Origin of the sequence: Capnocytophaga periodontitidis, assembly GCF_016126015.1 — a bacterium.
In the GTDB taxonomy this organism is placed as follows: Bacteria; Bacteroidota; Bacteroidia; order Flavobacteriales; family Flavobacteriaceae; genus Capnocytophaga; species Capnocytophaga periodontitidis.
On sequence record NZ_JAEFDB010000011.1, the window covers coordinates 42964 to 58922 of the forward strand.

The 15959-nt window shown below is 36.1% G+C and carries 16 protein-coding genes; all 16 read left to right on the forward strand.

The annotated features are described in order from the left end of the window. The first annotated feature begins 20 nt into the window (after positions 1 to 20). The gene (locus I7X29_RS12675; RefSeq protein ID WP_198475153.1) at positions 21 to 1028 is read left to right on the forward strand and encodes a LysM peptidoglycan-binding domain-containing protein; all 1008 of its coding nucleotides are present in this window, start codon (positions 21 to 23) and stop codon (positions 1026 to 1028) included. A gap of 4 nt (positions 1029 to 1032) precedes the next feature. Next, positions 1033 to 3360 (forward strand): DUF5675 family protein, encoded by a 2328-nt coding sequence (locus I7X29_RS12680; protein ID WP_198475155.1) that lies wholly within the window; start codon positions 1033 to 1035, stop codon positions 3358 to 3360. Continuing rightward, entirely contained in the window at positions 3293 to 4096 is an 804-nt protein-coding gene (locus I7X29_RS12685) for a hypothetical protein (RefSeq protein WP_198475157.1), read from the forward strand. The genes I7X29_RS12680 and I7X29_RS12685 overlap by 68 nt, the downstream gene beginning before the upstream one ends. A 199-nt stretch (positions 4097 to 4295) precedes the next feature. Beyond that, positions 4296 to 5189 (forward strand): hypothetical protein, encoded by an 894-nt coding sequence (locus tag I7X29_RS12690; protein WP_225883745.1) that lies wholly within the window; start codon positions 4296 to 4298, stop codon positions 5187 to 5189. Between the two features lie 45 nt (positions 5190 to 5234). Continuing rightward, on the forward strand, positions 5235 to 6374 hold the full coding sequence (locus tag I7X29_RS12695) for a hypothetical protein (RefSeq protein ID WP_198475159.1): 1140 nt from the start codon (positions 5235 to 5237) through the stop codon (positions 6372 to 6374). 29 nt (positions 6375 to 6403) lie between these two features. Continuing rightward, positions 6404 to 6922: a type VI secretion system TssO gene (gene tssO, locus I7X29_RS12700; RefSeq protein ID WP_198475161.1), complete on the forward strand. Its 519-nt coding sequence runs from the start codon at positions 6404 to 6406 to the stop codon at positions 6920 to 6922. Between the two features lie 8 nt (positions 6923 to 6930). Further along, the gene (locus tag I7X29_RS12705; RefSeq protein ID WP_198475163.1) at positions 6931 to 7464 is read left to right on the forward strand and encodes a hypothetical protein; all 534 of its coding nucleotides are present in this window, start codon (positions 6931 to 6933) and stop codon (positions 7462 to 7464) included. Positions 7465 to 7481: 17 nt separating this feature from the next. Beyond that, positions 7482 to 8171: a hypothetical protein gene (locus I7X29_RS12710; RefSeq protein WP_225883746.1), complete on the forward strand. Its 690-nt coding sequence runs from the start codon at positions 7482 to 7484 to the stop codon at positions 8169 to 8171. Next, entirely contained in the window at positions 8168 to 8602 is a 435-nt protein-coding gene (locus I7X29_RS12715) for a GPW/gp25 family protein (RefSeq protein WP_198475167.1), read from the forward strand. Before I7X29_RS12710 ends, I7X29_RS12715 begins: the two co-directional genes overlap by 4 nt. 14 nt (positions 8603 to 8616) lie before the next feature. Beyond that, a complete protein-coding gene (locus I7X29_RS12720) occupies positions 8617 to 10449 on the forward strand; it encodes a type VI secretion system baseplate subunit TssF (RefSeq protein ID WP_198475169.1) in 1833 nt (610 codons plus the stop codon). Positions 10450 to 10748: 299 nt separating this feature from the next. Further along, positions 10749 to 11201 (forward strand): hypothetical protein, encoded by a 453-nt coding sequence (locus I7X29_RS12725; protein WP_009401500.1) that lies wholly within the window; start codon positions 10749 to 10751, stop codon positions 11199 to 11201. Positions 11202 to 11229: 28 nt separating this feature from the next. After that, complete coding sequence (locus I7X29_RS12730) at positions 11230 to 12591, forward strand: DUF5458 family protein (RefSeq protein WP_198475171.1); 1362 nt, start codon at positions 11230 to 11232, stop codon at positions 12589 to 12591. 150 nt (positions 12592 to 12741) lie between these two features. Then, a complete protein-coding gene (gene tssD / locus I7X29_RS12735) occupies positions 12742 to 13128 on the forward strand; it encodes a type VI secretion system tube protein TssD (RefSeq protein ID WP_009412188.1) in 387 nt (128 codons plus the stop codon). A gap of 50 nt (positions 13129 to 13178) precedes the next feature. Continuing rightward, positions 13179 to 13565, forward strand: coding sequence for a type VI secretion system tube protein TssD (gene tssD / locus I7X29_RS12740; RefSeq protein WP_009744733.1), 387 nt, complete (start codon positions 13179 to 13181; stop codon positions 13563 to 13565). A gap of 109 nt (positions 13566 to 13674) precedes the next feature. Next, positions 13675 to 14064, forward strand: a complete 390-nt coding sequence (gene tssD, locus I7X29_RS12745; RefSeq protein WP_198475173.1) for a type VI secretion system tube protein TssD — start codon at positions 13675 to 13677, stop codon at positions 14062 to 14064. A 45-nt stretch (positions 14065 to 14109) separates the two neighbouring features. After that, on the forward strand, positions 14110 to 15954 hold the full coding sequence (locus tag I7X29_RS12750) for a type VI secretion system Vgr family protein (RefSeq protein WP_225883747.1): 1845 nt from the start codon (positions 14110 to 14112) through the stop codon (positions 15952 to 15954). Positions 15955 to 15959: the final 5 nt, after the last annotated feature.

Genomic DNA, 15959 nt, shown 5'->3' on the forward strand with positions numbered 1-15959 from the left:
AACCCTAAAATGACACGCTTATGAGTAGAATATACAAGGTAAAGAAAGGGGATACCTTACAGTTGATTGCTGAGAAGCTTCAAATCTCAGTAAATGACTTACGGCATTATCACAATATGCGTTGTGAGTTATGGGAACTATTGGAACAGAAGCTAACCTCTAAGACAGAGCGCATTATAGTTCCTTCAGAAGAAGAACTCGCTACCTTGCAAGGACATCAAAAGGCTGTACAAAAAGAATTAGAGCGTCCTTCCCGTTATTTGGATAAGAAGTTTTATGCAAAAGATTATGATGTAAAAGAAGTAGTTATCACCTCAGATAAGGAAGTAAAAACAGATTATTCCCTTTCTTTGCAGATGGAGAAAGCAGAGAAAGGTTGGAGTATGATTGTAAATACAACTTATGAGGAGGCTGATACTAAATTCACCGAGTTAGCAACGGCTTGTATGCAGGCGATGCAACCATTAAAATACCATCTATCCATAAATGGGGGAATCACTGATATAGAAAACCACCGAGAGATCATTGAGCGATTTGCACAAAAACGTACTGATATAGAAGGCTATTTTGAAGGTGAGTTAGCCAAAAGCTATACCGATGCTTTCTATGAAAAACTCATAGATAAGGAATATATGATAGAACGCTTACAGATGTCGTTCTTAAATCAAGTGCTCTTTCCTCGTATGGAGTGGTTTCATAAAGAGAACGAAAAATGGGAAGAGGAGTTTTGCCCCGTGCAGGGCAGTGCTTTTATTCCTTATGAGTTAGAAGCAGAAGTAGTATTTGAAGAAGAGGAAATTGTAACAATTGTAAAGGGTGAGTTAAAGAGGAATTATAACCTATGGGATTTGTTAGATGGCATTAGAGCTATAGATGATGCAACTCCCATTAGAAGTAGTTTTGAAATTACATATAGAACCAAAAGAGATACACAACAACTTCTCAAAGTAGATGCAGAAATAATGCTGTATAATGAAGGAAAATTGTATAGAAAGAATAGTATCAATCTAAAATCTATAAAACACTAAAAATATGCCAGACAAAATAGCAATTACATTCGATGAAAAAAATAAGCCAACAACCAAAGGAGGAACTTTTTACGTTACCATAAATGGCGAAAAAACTTCTAAAAGATATAGATGGTGTATCTATAAGAAGGGAAATGGTAATCCTTTTATTAATGAGATAAGAGAAGATAAAAAACCATTGGAACCAATGAAATTTGGATCTTTTGGAAAAGACGGAGGTACATTTATTATTAAAATATATGATGCTGAAAAAGTAAAAGGAAAAGAAAATTTTGAGCTAAGTAATTTCTCAGAAGAGGCTTCTCTTGAAATAGAGATTAAAAAAGAAGAAGAAAAGGTAACAACAAGGCATAATATCGAACCTAAAATTTTAGAAGTACACCTTATGAAAGAGGGTGAAGGTAGTATAACAAAAGTAAGTTATCAAGACACTTTGATTGCTTTTGCAAAAACACAAGGATTACAGGGGAAAAAGATACATTTTCATCTATGGGAAAATGATAAACAAGAAAATGATTCAAAACATAGTTATTCAACTAAAGAATTTTCGGCTGAAGTTGAAGCTGATAACATAGCAAGGTTAAGAATCCCCTTAATAACCCATCAGAAAACATTACAATATCTTGCAAATCGTTATTTACCACAAGGAGCAAATGGTGAAGGTACAGAACACGAGTTTTGTGTAACTGCAAGTTTTGGAATTTTAGAAAAACATAGTAATGAGGTTCAGGTAAAAAGAGAAATACAAAAGGCTTATTTTGTTGATAAGGATAAAAATAAAATCACTAAAATAGAAGTTGGAGATGTCATTCAAGTATGTATAGAGTCTACAGGTATGATAGGAGCTGCCGTCAAGTATACTATTTGGGAGAAAGATGGTAAAACAAAAAAGGAAAGAATGGAAGAAGACGATCCTGTATATCAAAGTGGTCTTTTCTATTTATGGGAAGATCAATATTATTGTAATAAAATAACAGTTGATAAAGAATTTTTTGAACGAGGTAAGTATTTATGGGAAGGAGATTCTGAAAGTCAGAACTACTCCATAGAGGTACATACTTTTAGAGATAGCAAGAAAAGTAAACCTTTTGAACTTGTATATGAAGATGTAGAAGTCAAATATGGTAAAAGCCCTGTAAAAGTAAAGGTTGGAGAAAAGAATAAGGAAGAAGAAAAGAAGGTTGAAGCTGATAAAGAGTTCTTACCTTTGTTACAGCTAAAAAAGATTAATAAAGTTGTAAATGATAAAGACAAACAAGTTATAAATCTATATGAAAACCAATCAAAGAAAATAAGCATTTGTGTTGATAAAGATAAAAAGACAGAGTTTGAACAGAAAAAGATTTGGGAAACAAGACAATATAAAGAGATGACCATATTTCTTGAAATTGATAAAGTAGGAACTATTGAAAATGGCTATATTTTCCCTATGCTTAATACTTTGAGCGATGGAGAGAAAAAAGCAGCAAACGAATTACAGAAAAACTTTGAGGAAAAACTCCAATCAAAAGTAGAATTTAAAAATGCTGAAGCTATTAAAGTGTCAAAAGATAGTAAAAAAGAGCTAAAAATTAAATTTAAAGGAGAAATGCCTAAAGAAGATATTTATTTAGATATCTTTAGTTCAAAGAATAGCTCTCTGAATTCAGGAAATCTATTTCATCGTATGAAAATCACACTTCTTCAAATGGATACAAATACTATTTATATAACAAGAAGATGGGAAGAAAGAGTTGAAGATATTGATAACATATATAACAATGATGAGGGATATTTCAATCCTTATAGTGCTACTTTTGGAACATTCACTTTTGATGATTTAGAAGGATACATTTGTGAACCTTATAGAGATGACGAAACAAGAAGGGAATTGGACAAGCGTATACCTGAAGGAGACTACAATGCTATCTGGCATTCATCAGTAAAAAAGTTTCCAAAAACTAAATATGTATCTAAAAAATTTCCTGAGTTAGAGAATGGTTTTCCTAATTTATATAATAATAAAGTTCCTTCTGATCGTGGTATATTAATTCATGCTGGAAATATTGGAAAAGATTCAGAAGGTTGTATACTTCCTGATATAGGAATAAAAAAAAATGAAAATGGAAAAATAATTAGAACTACTTCTTATATAAGTAGTATTAATACTTTCTATAAGATAATAGAAAATATTAAAGAAAAAGGAGGTTTAGAAAATATTAAAATTAAAATAACTAATGAAATCGAAGATGAATACAACATTAAACAACAAATTAAGAAAGAAGATGGAGAAAAAGAAAGAGATAAAGAAGAAAAAAGAAAGAAGAAAGAAGAAAAAAGAAAGAAGAAATAAAATTGCTATTATTAGCTTATTAATCTTTTTATGTTTCACAATATCTAATGCACAAGAACATTGTGATTTTGACAGTTTTATTAAGGAAGAGATGGGCTATACAAATGGCGTTTTTAATAGCAAAGGAAGACTTAATTTAGGGAACATTAATATAAGTTCAATGCTCTCTAAACCATCTTTTCCTTATGGGGTTATTCCTTATATTGGGTTTATTGATATAAAGATTAAAAGAAGATTAGAGATTAATTTTCTAAAAATAGAAAAATCAACAACAAATGATAGTCTTTATATAGCAAAAGGGAAAACAAAAGTTGGTAAAAATGTAAGATTGTTTGAAGGAGATATAAAAATCAAACATGTATATTTTTTTGCAGAGCATTCTAGAGGAGCAGACGATGATATGGTGGGGAAAATAAAATCACAAGGAATTATTATTGCTGATTATTATTTTAGAGAAGATAAGAAATTATCAGCTACTGGTGTTTTTGAAGGAAAGGTTTTATTAAGATGGTATGTTAATAATAAAGGAGTGTTTTTATATGATGATATTGATGAATATTCAGATGACTATAGAAATAACCAATTTGTAGGGACTTGGACAAGTTATAAGACAGGTGTAAAAAAAGTAGCTAATTGGGGCGTTTGTCGTATCCCTTGCTCAGGAGACTTAGATTGGGGTGCAGCTGAATTTTCTCCTGCTCCTGAATATAGAAAATATGGTTGGGAAGACTATTAACCTTAAATAAAAAACCCTTACCTTCGCAAAACAAAATAAAACAAGATAGAACAATGAACAACCTACTCACCCATTATCCTGTAAATTGGATAGACGGAATGAAGCTAAGCAGCAGCCATTTTATTGCTGTGCGACAGCGTTAGAGATGCCATAGCCCTAATAAGACGAAATATAAGAAAAATAACAAACAAAAAAACAAATGAAAAAACAAATGAAAAAACAAATGAAAAAACAATATATGAAATTATTACTTATTAGTTTATTTTTAATAGGGACAGTGAGTTCTTGTGAAAATGTTGTTAATAATAACACTGAAAAAGATCCACAAAATGAATTATTAAGTATCGAAGATACCATATCTGATACCATATCTGATACCAAATCTGATACCATATCTAATGCACAAGAACATTGTGATTTTGAAGATTTTATTAAGGAAGAGATGGGCTATACAAATGGCGGTTTTAATAGCAAAGGAAGACTTGATTTAGGGAACATTGATATAAGTTCAATGCTCTCTAAACCATCTTTTCCTTATGGGGTTATTCCTTATATTGGGTTTATTGATATAAAGATTAAAAGAAGATTAGAGATTAATTTTCTAAAAATAGAAAAATCAACAACAAATGATAGTCTTTATATAGCAAAAGGGAAAACAAAAGTTGGTAAAAATGTAAGATTGTTTGAAGGAGATATAAAAATCAAACATGTATATTTTTTTGCAGAGCATTCTAGAGGTTTAGAGGATGATATGGTGGGGAAAATAAAATCACAAGGAATTATTATTGCTGATTATTATTTTAGAGAAGATAAAAAATTATCAGCTACGGGTATCTTTGAAGGAAAGGTTTTATTAAGATGGTATATTAACAATAAAGGAGTGTTTTTATTTGATGATATTGAAGAATATTCAGATGACTATAGAAATAACCAATTTGTAGGGACTTGGACAAGTTATAAGACAGGTGTAAAAAAAGTAGCTAATTGGGGCATTTGTCGCATCCCTTGCTCAGGAGACTTAGATTGGGGTGCAGCTGAATTTTCTCCTGCTCCTGAATATAAAAAATATGGCTGGGAAGACTATAAACCTTAAATAAAAAACCCTTACCTTTGCAAAACAAATAAACAAGATAGAACAATGAACAATCTACTCACCCATTATCCTGTAAATTGGATAGACGGAATGAAGCTAAGCAGCAGCCATTTTATTGCTGTGCAGGATTTTGTTACCGATAGCGTTAGAGATGCCATAGCCCTGCAAACCACAGACCTTAACTATGGCTTACAGCCTATGGCTGGTGATTCGGTAAAGATGCACGTGCTGTTGGATCACTACAATCAGCTGCAACTAACCCTTGAAGAGTGCCACGCCGTTACTCCTAATGGGATACGCATACAGATTAGTGCCTCACAAGAAGGACAGACCTTAACGCTGAGCAAGGATATGACAGAAATGAAGGGTAATGCCTCCTTCTCTGTGTTTATCACCGCTGAATTGTTTAAACCAACCCCTTACGGAGAGGCAGCAGCACAAGAATACCCACCGCGTATTCCTTTTTTGCGCCCTACCTACTCCCTTTACCTCTATACAGATGAAGAATTAAAGAATAAGGATTTTGGCGATGAGTACCTTATGATTGGAAAGGTAATTGTAGAAAACGGACAGGTGCGCTTGGATGACACCTATATTCCACCTTGTAGCTGCGTGATAGCACACCCTTCCTTACAAAACCTCTACCATCGCATTCGTAGCTTTTATGCTAAGATGGAGAACTATGCCATACAAATCTCACAGAAAATCCATATCAAAAAGCAAAATAATGAGCTATCAGCAATGATAGACAAGATAGATGAGCGTATGTTGGTGTTTTTAGGGCAGGAAATCAACCGCTTTGAACTACTGTCGCCTTATAACCCACCTTGTGAATTGCTGCTTTCGGTAACAGCCTTTGCACGTATTGTGAAGAACTTTACAGATGCCCATTCAGGAGCAGGCAAAGAGGAACTACTGAACTATTTTTCTGAGTGGTGCAACCTTACCCAAGGTGCTTTTGAGCAGGTATTCAATACCCTTATCAATACCCACTACAACCACAACCATATCCGCAAGCATATCAAAGTAACAGAAGAGTTTATGGACTTGATAGAAGACTTGTACAACAACCTAAGCCGCTTGGATTATATAGGTAAAAAGCCCGATGGCGGTATATTTGTGGCTGAAACAACCAATGAAAATCAAGATATAGTAAGGCGTACCCGCAGCCTCTTGGTAGATTAATTTGTTAAACAATTAAAGTTATAAATACTATGGAAATAGTCAATAAAGAACAGCGCACAAAAGCCTATTGGTTTTTCGTCCTCTTTTTTGCTATCACAGTTACTATTGTGGTGATAGCGATGTTTGCCAATGTGCATTTCCCTTTTGAGGAAAACAAATTGCTTAAGGAGAAGAATGCTAAGTTAGAAAAGGATATCGCCATACAAAACCATTTTGCTGCTGATTTAGAGAAGGTAAAAGTCGCGATGGACTCCATTGGGGTATCCAATCTTAAAGACGATTTTTTCAATGAGAAATTAGCTTTTTCTATTTTGACAGATATGTATAAGCCTTTCTTGAAGAGTGATACACTGACCAATAAGAATATGTACAACAACACCATTCTTATTTGTAAGCAGTATATTGATGCTAAAAAGCACATCAAAAAACTTACTGCTGATAGGGTTTTGTTGGATAGCCTAAACGACATCAATCAGATCCTACAAGAGGAATACGATAAGATGAAAGTAGACTTAGAGGTTTGTAAGCAACTATATCAAAATCAGTAAGTAAGCCAATGCCACAGAGAACGTATATCGCTATAGCTTTTGCACTTTTAAGTTGGCTTACCACAAAAGCACAGTCCTTACCTTTGCCACAACCCAAGGTAATTGAACAGTGCGATGTCAGTCAACCTAAAACCAAATTAAACGGCTTGCCGTATGTAAATGTGCCTCCTATGTACCTGAGAGTGGACAATGAGGAGTACACTTATGCCGCTTTGCAATTAGGGAAGAGGAAGAATAGTATCTTCCTATTTTTGAATATACTTGCCCCTTCCACTTGTCTGAAAAAGGAAAAGATTGTAGATGTCTATTTTGAGTCAGGAGAGATGATAAGCCTTAAGAATCAATACCCTCTCAATTGTGATGGTTATTTTGTAAGGCAACTAAGTCGCTCAGAGCTTAAAAAGATGCGTAATGATAAGATTACAAAGATTTTGGTGTATTCATTCCAAAAAGTGTATGAGTTTTATCTGGGAGAAGGTGGAGATAAAGAACTCAAAGAACACCTAAAATGCCTTTATTACTATCGTTTAACCACTAATTAAAAGCAGTTATGTCCTTTATGGAACTTGACCTAAATATCCGAATGAGTGAAAACCCGCTGGCATTAAACAAAAAAGATGCGGGTGAGGATATTGTGGTAGTACGTGAGGAAAGCAGATTTAAACAACATACGATTAATATGCTTATCTCAGATAGGGAGACAGGAAGCGTACAGCTTAATATAAACGGCACTTTATTGGAAATACCCACCTACAAACTCACTATAACCGATGACAAAACAGAAGAGATAAGGGTATTTCAGGTAACAAGGGATATTCCTCACTTTACAGAAGAAAAACAACACAAAAGCCTACTCTCATTTATAGGCATCAAACGTTTTGACACAACTTCCTATTTATATGAGAATATCTGCTTTGAACCCGACAAAGAGGGTATTACTGAATACACACTAAGCAAATACCGCAAAAAGACCGAAGACAGCCTCTCTTATACTTTTGCTCACAGAGGACAAACTATACTTTTGTATGCTGGTAATATTGAAAACTTTCAAAAACCCCAAGATGTGGATTACTTCTTTGTCATCGTAGATGCCCACAATGGACAGAGTTTTATGGGAGATATACACTACCGTGAGCAACTACTCAAACTCACCCCAAAAGTACAATTGCAACTTATCAAACGCAAACAACTCACCAAAGAGATAGAGTATACCGAAAAGGGAGAGATAAAAAAGAAAATATATTTATGATAATGAAAGGCACTTACTACAAAACTCCCATAGACTTCAAGGCACTGATAGAGAAACGCGACCTTGCCAAGACCACCTTAGAGACCTCCATTGACCAGCAACTCTTCCTACTGGCTACCACAGCTTGGGGAGAATGCAAGTTTGATGAAGGCTTTGGCATAGGCTTTTGGGAGGCAGATTTTGATATGCTTAAAAGTGATGCCAACCTAAAACTCTTGGTAAAAGAGAGCTTGAAAGAAGCTATACAGCGATACGAAAAACGCTTATTTGTAGAAGAGGTTGAAGTAGAGGTAACCAATCAAAACCTGAGTACCTTAGAAAAGACCCGTACAAAGAAGAAAGTAATGATCTACGTCAAAGGTTTTATAAAAGAGACAAACAACCCTTATGAGTATAGAACACACTTGTTTATAGCACCTTTGTCTTACTAACAAATACAAAAAAGATGGATCAAGATAGAATAAGAGACCGCATATTAAGACGTGCCTCACGTATGTGGGGCTATAGTGAGAGCGAAACAGAGAACTCCTTTGACCCCTTGGTGGGTTTACTGATTTCTGCTTGTGCCTCAGAACTTGAAAAACTCAGCTTTGAACAAGAAAACTCACGTGCAAGGATTATCGACCGCATTTTAGAGGTGATGTTCCCCGAAGAAGTTGCTGGGGCACTCCCTGCGCATACACTATTACAAGTGTACCCTTCCCAAAACAACAAGCCTATCTCATTATATAACAGCTTTGCAACCAAGAAAAGAGTTCAAGATATCTATAACCCCCAAGAGAATAAAGAAATAGAAATTACTTTTTCCCCAACTATACCCTTAAAACTCACTACAGCCAAAGTAAAATATATCGCTTATGGCAATGAACTAATAGAACAAGAGAGCTTTTTCTTTGATGAGAAAATAGCCAAAGGGGTAAAACCACTCCCAGCAGGTGAGCTATGGATTGGGATAGAAAACACCAATAATGAACCTTTGGAAGACCTTCAGTTTTTTATCAATGTAAATAACAATGAACATAAAGAGCTCTTCTATCACTATTTAAAATTAGCTACTGTAAGTGCTCAAAACAAGAAGTTTACACTGCTCAATGGATACAATGTTGTAGATAAACATCTTGATTTACAGCATATTATTACCAAGAATAACAACTCATTAGCTTCTATATACAATGAGGTCAATCAATTCTACCAGCCTAATTTCTATACGCTTAAAGGTGTATTGGAGCCTATTAGTCCAACTAATAACAAAGAAGCAGAAACTCAGTTATATAGTCATTTTCCTAATATAGAAGAGCAGGTCAAAGAAAATATTTTGTGGATTAAATTTGAGTTCTCCACAGTAGTACACACAGAGGTTTTTCGCAGTGTCCGCTTTATGCTCAGTTGCGTGCCTGTCATCAATATAGGGTACAAAAAATTACCTCAAATACTCAAGGGAAGTCTTAATATATTTCCATTACCCACAGAGCATCACTTTTTGGACATTGATTATATCATTGATGGCAACCAGAATAGAATTGACTTAAAAAAACACCAAAGCAAAGAGCAGGACACCGTTGCAGTGGTCAGACGAGGAGGAGTTGCCCGACTTGACAACAGAGAGGCAACCGAGCTATTGCAATACCTTTTAGAGGTTATAAAAAATGAAGCTGCAGCCTTTGCTGCTGTTGGAGGCGATTACACTAAGGATGTGCTAAAAGAGATTTTTCAGCATATAGCCTCTTTGGAGCAGAGAAAAGATAAACAAGGTATCGTAAAGGATAACAATACATATCTTATCATTTCCACGACTAAGAGCGAAGAGCAAAATAATTGTGAGGTAGCTTTCTGGCATACCTCAGGAGCGGAAGGCAATGGACTAAGAGCAGGAACAAAATGTAGCCCACCTACTCAAACTTCTTATTTTACAGCCCCTGCTACTATCCTAAAAACCTCAGTAGGCGGTAGAAATAGACTCACTTCTGAGGAAAAACTCTTAGAGCTAAGAAGTGCCTTGCTCTCACGCGGTAGGATAGTAACCATCGCGGATATAGAAGCTTTGGGGATGAGCCATTTTAAGAGTGCTATAACCACCATTGAGGTAACAAAAGGCACTAAGAAAGAGGTCTCTACTACCCAAGGTTTTAGTCGTACCATAGATATCTACCTTACAAAGAACAATACAACTCAAAATATAAGCCCAGAAGAATGGGAGTACCTCAAAGAGAGTTTTATGCTAAAACTAAAGAGTGCCTCTGCTAATATGTACCCCTATCGACTTTTTGAGAGGGAGTAAGAACTCCCCCCTCACCCAATAGCTTATATGCACACTATATAAACACTATGTATGTAAATTCCGTATATAAGATGTATATAGGTTTGCGAGTTATCTACTTTTGATGGTGGAGTATCACAAAAAACTCACAAATCCGTTAAAATTTTGTTAAACTTGATAAAAGCTCTTGTGTGTTAAATAATATTGCGTAATTTTGCATTGAGATACATCTATAGATTTATCCATTCTTGGATTTGAATGGGAATGTAGGTGCAAAGAAGCGTAATAAAGAAACAATATTAACTTAATACATAAATACTATGGCAGTTAGCAGTAAAGGTATAGGCGGAAATGAAGTCCCCTTAGATGCCAATGAGGCAATTGCAGACATTCCTCAGAATAGAACCCTGATAGCACAAAAGCTAACAGCAGATGACCCCATCAAGCCAGAGCTGGTAGAAGGGCTTACTTCTATTGAAAAAGTATTTGAACACTTTAGCCCGCAGATAAACATAGACTTTGAGGATGCTGAAGGAGCTATGAAGAAAGAGACACTTTCTTTTAGCAATCTGGGAGATTTTGGGGTAAAGGGAATCACAGCACAAAGCGACTTCCTTACAGGTTTGGAGACTGAAAAAGACCAATACCAAAAGATTGTTAAGCAACTGAAAAGCAATAAGGTGCTTAAAGCTGCCTTAGAAGACCCCGAAGCCAAGGCAGCACTGCTGAGTACCTTACGAGGCTTGATTAGTGAATTAACAGAAAAGAAATAGTTTAGTTTTTACCTAAAAATATAAGACAATGGCAGATAATACAGCTAAACAAGCACAAGGTGCTCCCTTAGCACCACAAGAAAAACCTATTTCCATAGAGAAGTCTATAGAGGCTTTGGCACGTTATGGTGGATTTGACCTCTTAGAGAGTGCTATTGAGAATGTACAAAATGTAAATCCAGAGCGCAAAGCACGTAGAAATATTTTCCTTTCAGAGGCTAACAAAGCCAAAGAACGTGAGACCTTAAAAAAGACTTTAGAGTTATGGCTCAATGTGCTTAGTGATAATGAGACCATTACCGATATGGTCGCTTCTTCAGAAGACCATAAAAAAGCCTCTGAAGCGTTACTTACAAAGAACTTAGCGTATGCCGTAGACGCTACCAAAGAGTTAGAGGCTAACTATCGTACGGTAGCACTTTTCTATAAAAACACTGAAGAAGATAAGGTTAAGAATGTAACTATTGTCAATGCTACTCTTGAGCAATTAAAAGACTTAGACAACACCCGATTTATTGATACTATTCACGCAGAGCTTACTGATAATTATGACCGATTAGACCTTAAAAACAACTATTCTATCTTGGTTATCCCAGGTTATTTAGGTTCTAATGCGGTACTTGAAAAGTGGGCAAAAATAGCCCATAGCAATAAGGTAATGCTCGTTACCGACTTTCAGCACTTAGATGAACCCGATGATGTAATGGAGATGTTTGATGAGGCAAATCACACAGGGGGAGATGTATACCGCTCCAATGTACTGATGACTTGTAATTGGCTCGTAGGTCGTGGTCGTTTTGAAGAAATAGAAGAAACTGATGATTTATTTGTACCCCCTTCAGCAGCTTTGGCTGGTAAGATTTACAAGACATTGATGTCTCAGGTAACGGCGGGTAAGAAGTTTGGGGGTATCAATGAGGTAGAAGGAGTGAAGTTTGACCTTAAGAAGAGTGAGATTGCTAACTTAGAGAGTCTGGGACTTATCCCAATGGTCAATGAATATGGCAAGGTAATGGCATTTTCAGCCAAAACCTTATTCAATGGGGATAATATAGGTTTGCAGACCTATTCAGTGGTACGTGTGTTTGACTATGTAACCAAAGTACTGATGGATTTCTTGAACAGACGTGCTTTTGAGAACTATTCCTCAGTAACCCGCAAAGAGATTATGGGACAGATAGTTCGCTTTTTAGATAGCATCACAGGTCCTTATAAGCTGATTGAAAAGTTTGAAATCAAACGATTTGAGCAAGATGCTATCCAAAAAGACAAAATCCATTTGGATATTCATATGACCCCTTATTTCCCAGCAAAGAACTTCCTGATTAAGATGGACGGACAAAAGGGAGATGATGGCAACGAGTGGGATGTAGAATACGCACAGAATTAAAAAATAGATAATATACATAATTATTGTAATTAAGATGATAAACTAATAAAAGCCAATTGAAAATTAATAGATAGTAAGGAGAGAAAGAAGGCAAAATATATTTTCCATAGTTGGTAGTATTGAGTATTTAAATTTTAAAATATATTTAACATGGCATTTAAAGCAAAATTAGTGGTTGCGGGTAAAGAGCGCAACATTCTTTCCGTAGACTACGGAATGTTACAGGAAACCGATGCGTCAGGCAGACCATCAAGTATCTCAAGAGGAGGAAAGATCCACATCACTGTGGAAAGCACAGGAGATACCGACCTCTTTGAGTGGATGACCAATTCTTTTGAAAGAAAGGATGGGAGTATTGTCTTCTTAAAACGAGACAGTGAAGCGACTTTAAAAGAGTTGAAGTTTAAAGAGGCTTATATTGTTAAGTACCAAGAAGATTTTGATGCGACAGGAAATCAACCTCTTAAAGAAACCTTTACGCTTTCAGCTAAAGAGATTGAGCTTGGTACAGGCAAACACGTCAATGAGTGGGTGTAGGTGCTGAGAGAAGTAAACATTTCATTATTAATTTTTAAAAAGGAATATTTATGGCTTTTAAGGCAAAATTAAAAGTAGCAGGTAAGGAGTTTAACATCCTTAAAGTGAGCTACGCGTTGTTCCAAGAGACAGACGCAACAGGAAGACCGTCAAGTGTTGCCCGAGGTGGTAAGATTGACATAGAGATTGAAGGCACTGAGTCGCCTGAGTTTTTCGAGTGGATGGTTAATTCATTTGAGAGAAAAGACGGCAGTATCGTCTTCTTAAAACGAGATAGCGAGGCAACGCTTAAAGAACTCAAATTTACTGAGGGGTATTTGGTAAAGCACAGAGAGAATTTTGAGGCTTCAGGACAAAAACCTCTGACAGAATCCTTCACAATCTCTGCTCGTAAGATAGAGATGGGCACAGGTGCGTTTGAGAACGAATGGGTTTAGAAGTATAGAGAGCAGGTGTGAGCAGTTCATACCTGCTCTTTCTACAACTACACAATAGATAAAGATACAAAGTATTAATAGAACAACTCAAAAATAAAAAGATTAGATTATGTCATTTCTTGCAAAATTAGAATTAGATGATAAGACTTACAATGTTTTGGAGTGTGAATACGATTTCACTCAGAACATTGATGAAACAGGTAAACCAAAGGGAATGCCTTATGGTGGAGAAATATACATTAGAGTAGAGAGCACAGGAACACCTGAACTGCTCAATTGGATGTTAGACCACAACCAAACTAAAGATGGTAAAATTATTTTTTACCGTAGAGATGCTATGAGTAAGCTCCAAGAAGTGCTTTTCAAAAAAGCCTTTTGTATTAAATACAAGGAACATTTTGATGCACAAGGCACTGAGCCTTTGCAGATAGAAATACGACTCATCGCACAAGGATTTGATGTAGGTGGGGTAGCTCACAATAAGATGTGGAGAGGATAAAGCTATTTTAAATTACTAATACTAATATCTTAAAGAGCATTTTTTATGGAGTTAAAAGATTTCAAATTAAAAAGTTTTACAGAGTTTCTTAACGATAAGACCAATCCTGTGGTCTACTGCTTACTGAGTTCTAATGGTAAAGACTTCTTGGCTACAGAAAGCTATAAAGTGGAGCTACACCAATACAACTGCCAGCACGATACCTTTACCATTGAAACCCCAGAGGACTCATTTGATAAGTTCCACGAATACATTATGGAGCACTCTCGCGATCTGCTTGGCGATCCTCTTACCATTAAGTTTTATCAGTATGGCAAGGTGGTGCAACACTTCTCAGGGATTATCACTAAGATTCACTGTAAGCGAAAAACAGGGGGTGGTTATGGTACGCTCTATATCTCAGGAAATGCACCAAGCATCCTCTTAGATAGCGGTAAGGAATGCCAATCTTATGAGAATAAAACACTACAAGAAATCGTTGCCGCAGCTACTGAGGAATATGATGAGTCCGCAAAAGTGGATACCTCAGCAGGGGTGAATACCACAAGGACGCTTCCTTATACGGTACAATACCAAGAGTCTGACTACGACTTTATTTGTCGTTTGGCTAAGTATTATGGGGAATATTTTTATTATGATGGCAGTAAACTTATCTTTGGTAATAAACTCCAAGAGACCATTGATTTGGGTGAGAACCTGAACCTGATCGATGAAGAGTTCTTCTTAGAGGTAAAACCACAGGATTTTCAGTATATAAACTACAATATACATCAAGGAACATCTGAAAATAATGACTCACGAGATGCTGCTAATGAGTATAAGAATAACCCTATACAAACCGATGCAAAGAATGCTTCTAAAAAAATCTACAAAAAAATACCTCAAAAATATCACTCGGCTACTTCATTAGAGCAATCAAGTGTAGATTTAGAGGATGTAGTACGCTTAGAGAAAGACAAACGCGAATTGTTGCTCAAAGTAAAGGGACAAAGCCGTGACCCACGTCTCAGGATGAATACCTTTGCGTGTCTTACTGACATCAATGCCCGAGCAATGGAGACTTATAGGGTCATAAAAATATCGCACTATCATAGTGGTATGGAGTATTACAATTCCTTTGAGGGAATCCCGATGATGCGTACCCCTGCTGATTTTGATGAGAATGCTTTTCCGCACTCAGAGCAGCAACCAGCAATTGTAAAAGACAACAACGATCCTTTAGGAATGGGACGTGTACGCGTGCAATTCTTATGGCAGGCAAAACGCAATGAAATGACCCCTTGGATACGTGTAGTGCAACCCTATACAGGAGGGGGTAAAGGCTTTTATTTTATCCCTGAGGTAGGAGAAGAGGTATTAGTGGATTTTGAAGGAGGTAATGCAGAACGTCCTTTTGTGCTGGGGGCACATTACAATGGTGAGGCAAAGAGTGGGTATCACAATGCTGATAATCGCGTAAAGGCAATTCATACGAAAAGTGGACATAAGCTCATCTTTACCGAAGATGAGAGCATCTTGCTTACTGACAAGAATGGCAATGTAATTAAGTTGGATACTCAGGGTAAGAATATAGAAATTTCTGCGCCTGAGACTATTAATATTACGGCTAAGAACATCAACCTAAAAGCAAGCGATAGTATTGATTTTGATGCTAATGTTAATATCACTGAAACGGCTGGAAAGGCTAAGAGAAGTGATATTTGTGGAGATATGTTTGTGTATGTAAATGGTGCTTTAACTGAGGTGATTGAGGGAGATCTACATAGCCATTCAAAAGGAGGAAGCCAATATACAGCGAAAGAGACTATTGTAGATAGCTCTAACAATATGAAAGTTAATTCTGCTACATCCCTTAAAAAGAAGAGTGGAGAATATAGTGCTCAAGGCTAAAAGAT

What these genes read in the sequence shown, in the direction of transcription:
- I7X29_RS12675 (WP_198475153.1), top strand. Translation starts at nt 21, where the DNA reads ATGAGTAGAATATACAAGGTAAAGAAAGGGGATACCTTACAGTTGATT.
- I7X29_RS12680 (WP_198475155.1), top strand. Translation starts at nt 1,033, where the DNA reads ATGCCAGACAAAATAGCAATTACATTCGATGAAAAAAATAAGCCAACA.
- I7X29_RS12685 (WP_198475157.1), top strand. Translation starts at nt 3,293, where the DNA reads ATGGAGAAAAAGAAAGAGATAAAGAAGAAAAAAGAAAGAAGAAAGAAG.
- I7X29_RS12690 (WP_225883745.1), top strand. Translation starts at nt 4,296, where the DNA reads ATGAAAAAACAAATGAAAAAACAAATGAAAAAACAATATATGAAATTA.
- I7X29_RS12695 (WP_198475159.1), top strand. Translation starts at nt 5,235, where the DNA reads ATGAACAATCTACTCACCCATTATCCTGTAAATTGGATAGACGGAATG.
- tssO (WP_198475161.1), top strand. Translation starts at nt 6,404, where the DNA reads ATGGAAATAGTCAATAAAGAACAGCGCACAAAAGCCTATTGGTTTTTC.
- I7X29_RS12705 (WP_198475163.1), top strand. Translation starts at nt 6,931, where the DNA reads ATGCCACAGAGAACGTATATCGCTATAGCTTTTGCACTTTTAAGTTGG.
- I7X29_RS12710 (WP_225883746.1), top strand. Translation starts at nt 7,482, where the DNA reads ATGGAACTTGACCTAAATATCCGAATGAGTGAAAACCCGCTGGCATTA.
- I7X29_RS12715 (WP_198475167.1), top strand. Translation starts at nt 8,168, where the DNA reads ATGATAATGAAAGGCACTTACTACAAAACTCCCATAGACTTCAAGGCA.
- I7X29_RS12720 (WP_198475169.1), top strand. Translation starts at nt 8,617, where the DNA reads ATGGATCAAGATAGAATAAGAGACCGCATATTAAGACGTGCCTCACGT.
- I7X29_RS12725 (WP_009401500.1), top strand. Translation starts at nt 10,749, where the DNA reads ATGGCAGTTAGCAGTAAAGGTATAGGCGGAAATGAAGTCCCCTTAGAT.
- I7X29_RS12730 (WP_198475171.1), top strand. Translation starts at nt 11,230, where the DNA reads ATGGCAGATAATACAGCTAAACAAGCACAAGGTGCTCCCTTAGCACCA.
- tssD (WP_009412188.1), top strand. Translation starts at nt 12,742, where the DNA reads ATGGCATTTAAAGCAAAATTAGTGGTTGCGGGTAAAGAGCGCAACATT.
- tssD (WP_009744733.1), top strand. Translation starts at nt 13,179, where the DNA reads ATGGCTTTTAAGGCAAAATTAAAAGTAGCAGGTAAGGAGTTTAACATC.
- tssD (WP_198475173.1), top strand. Translation starts at nt 13,675, where the DNA reads ATGTCATTTCTTGCAAAATTAGAATTAGATGATAAGACTTACAATGTT.
- I7X29_RS12750 (WP_225883747.1), top strand. Translation starts at nt 14,110, where the DNA reads ATGGAGTTAAAAGATTTCAAATTAAAAAGTTTTACAGAGTTTCTTAAC.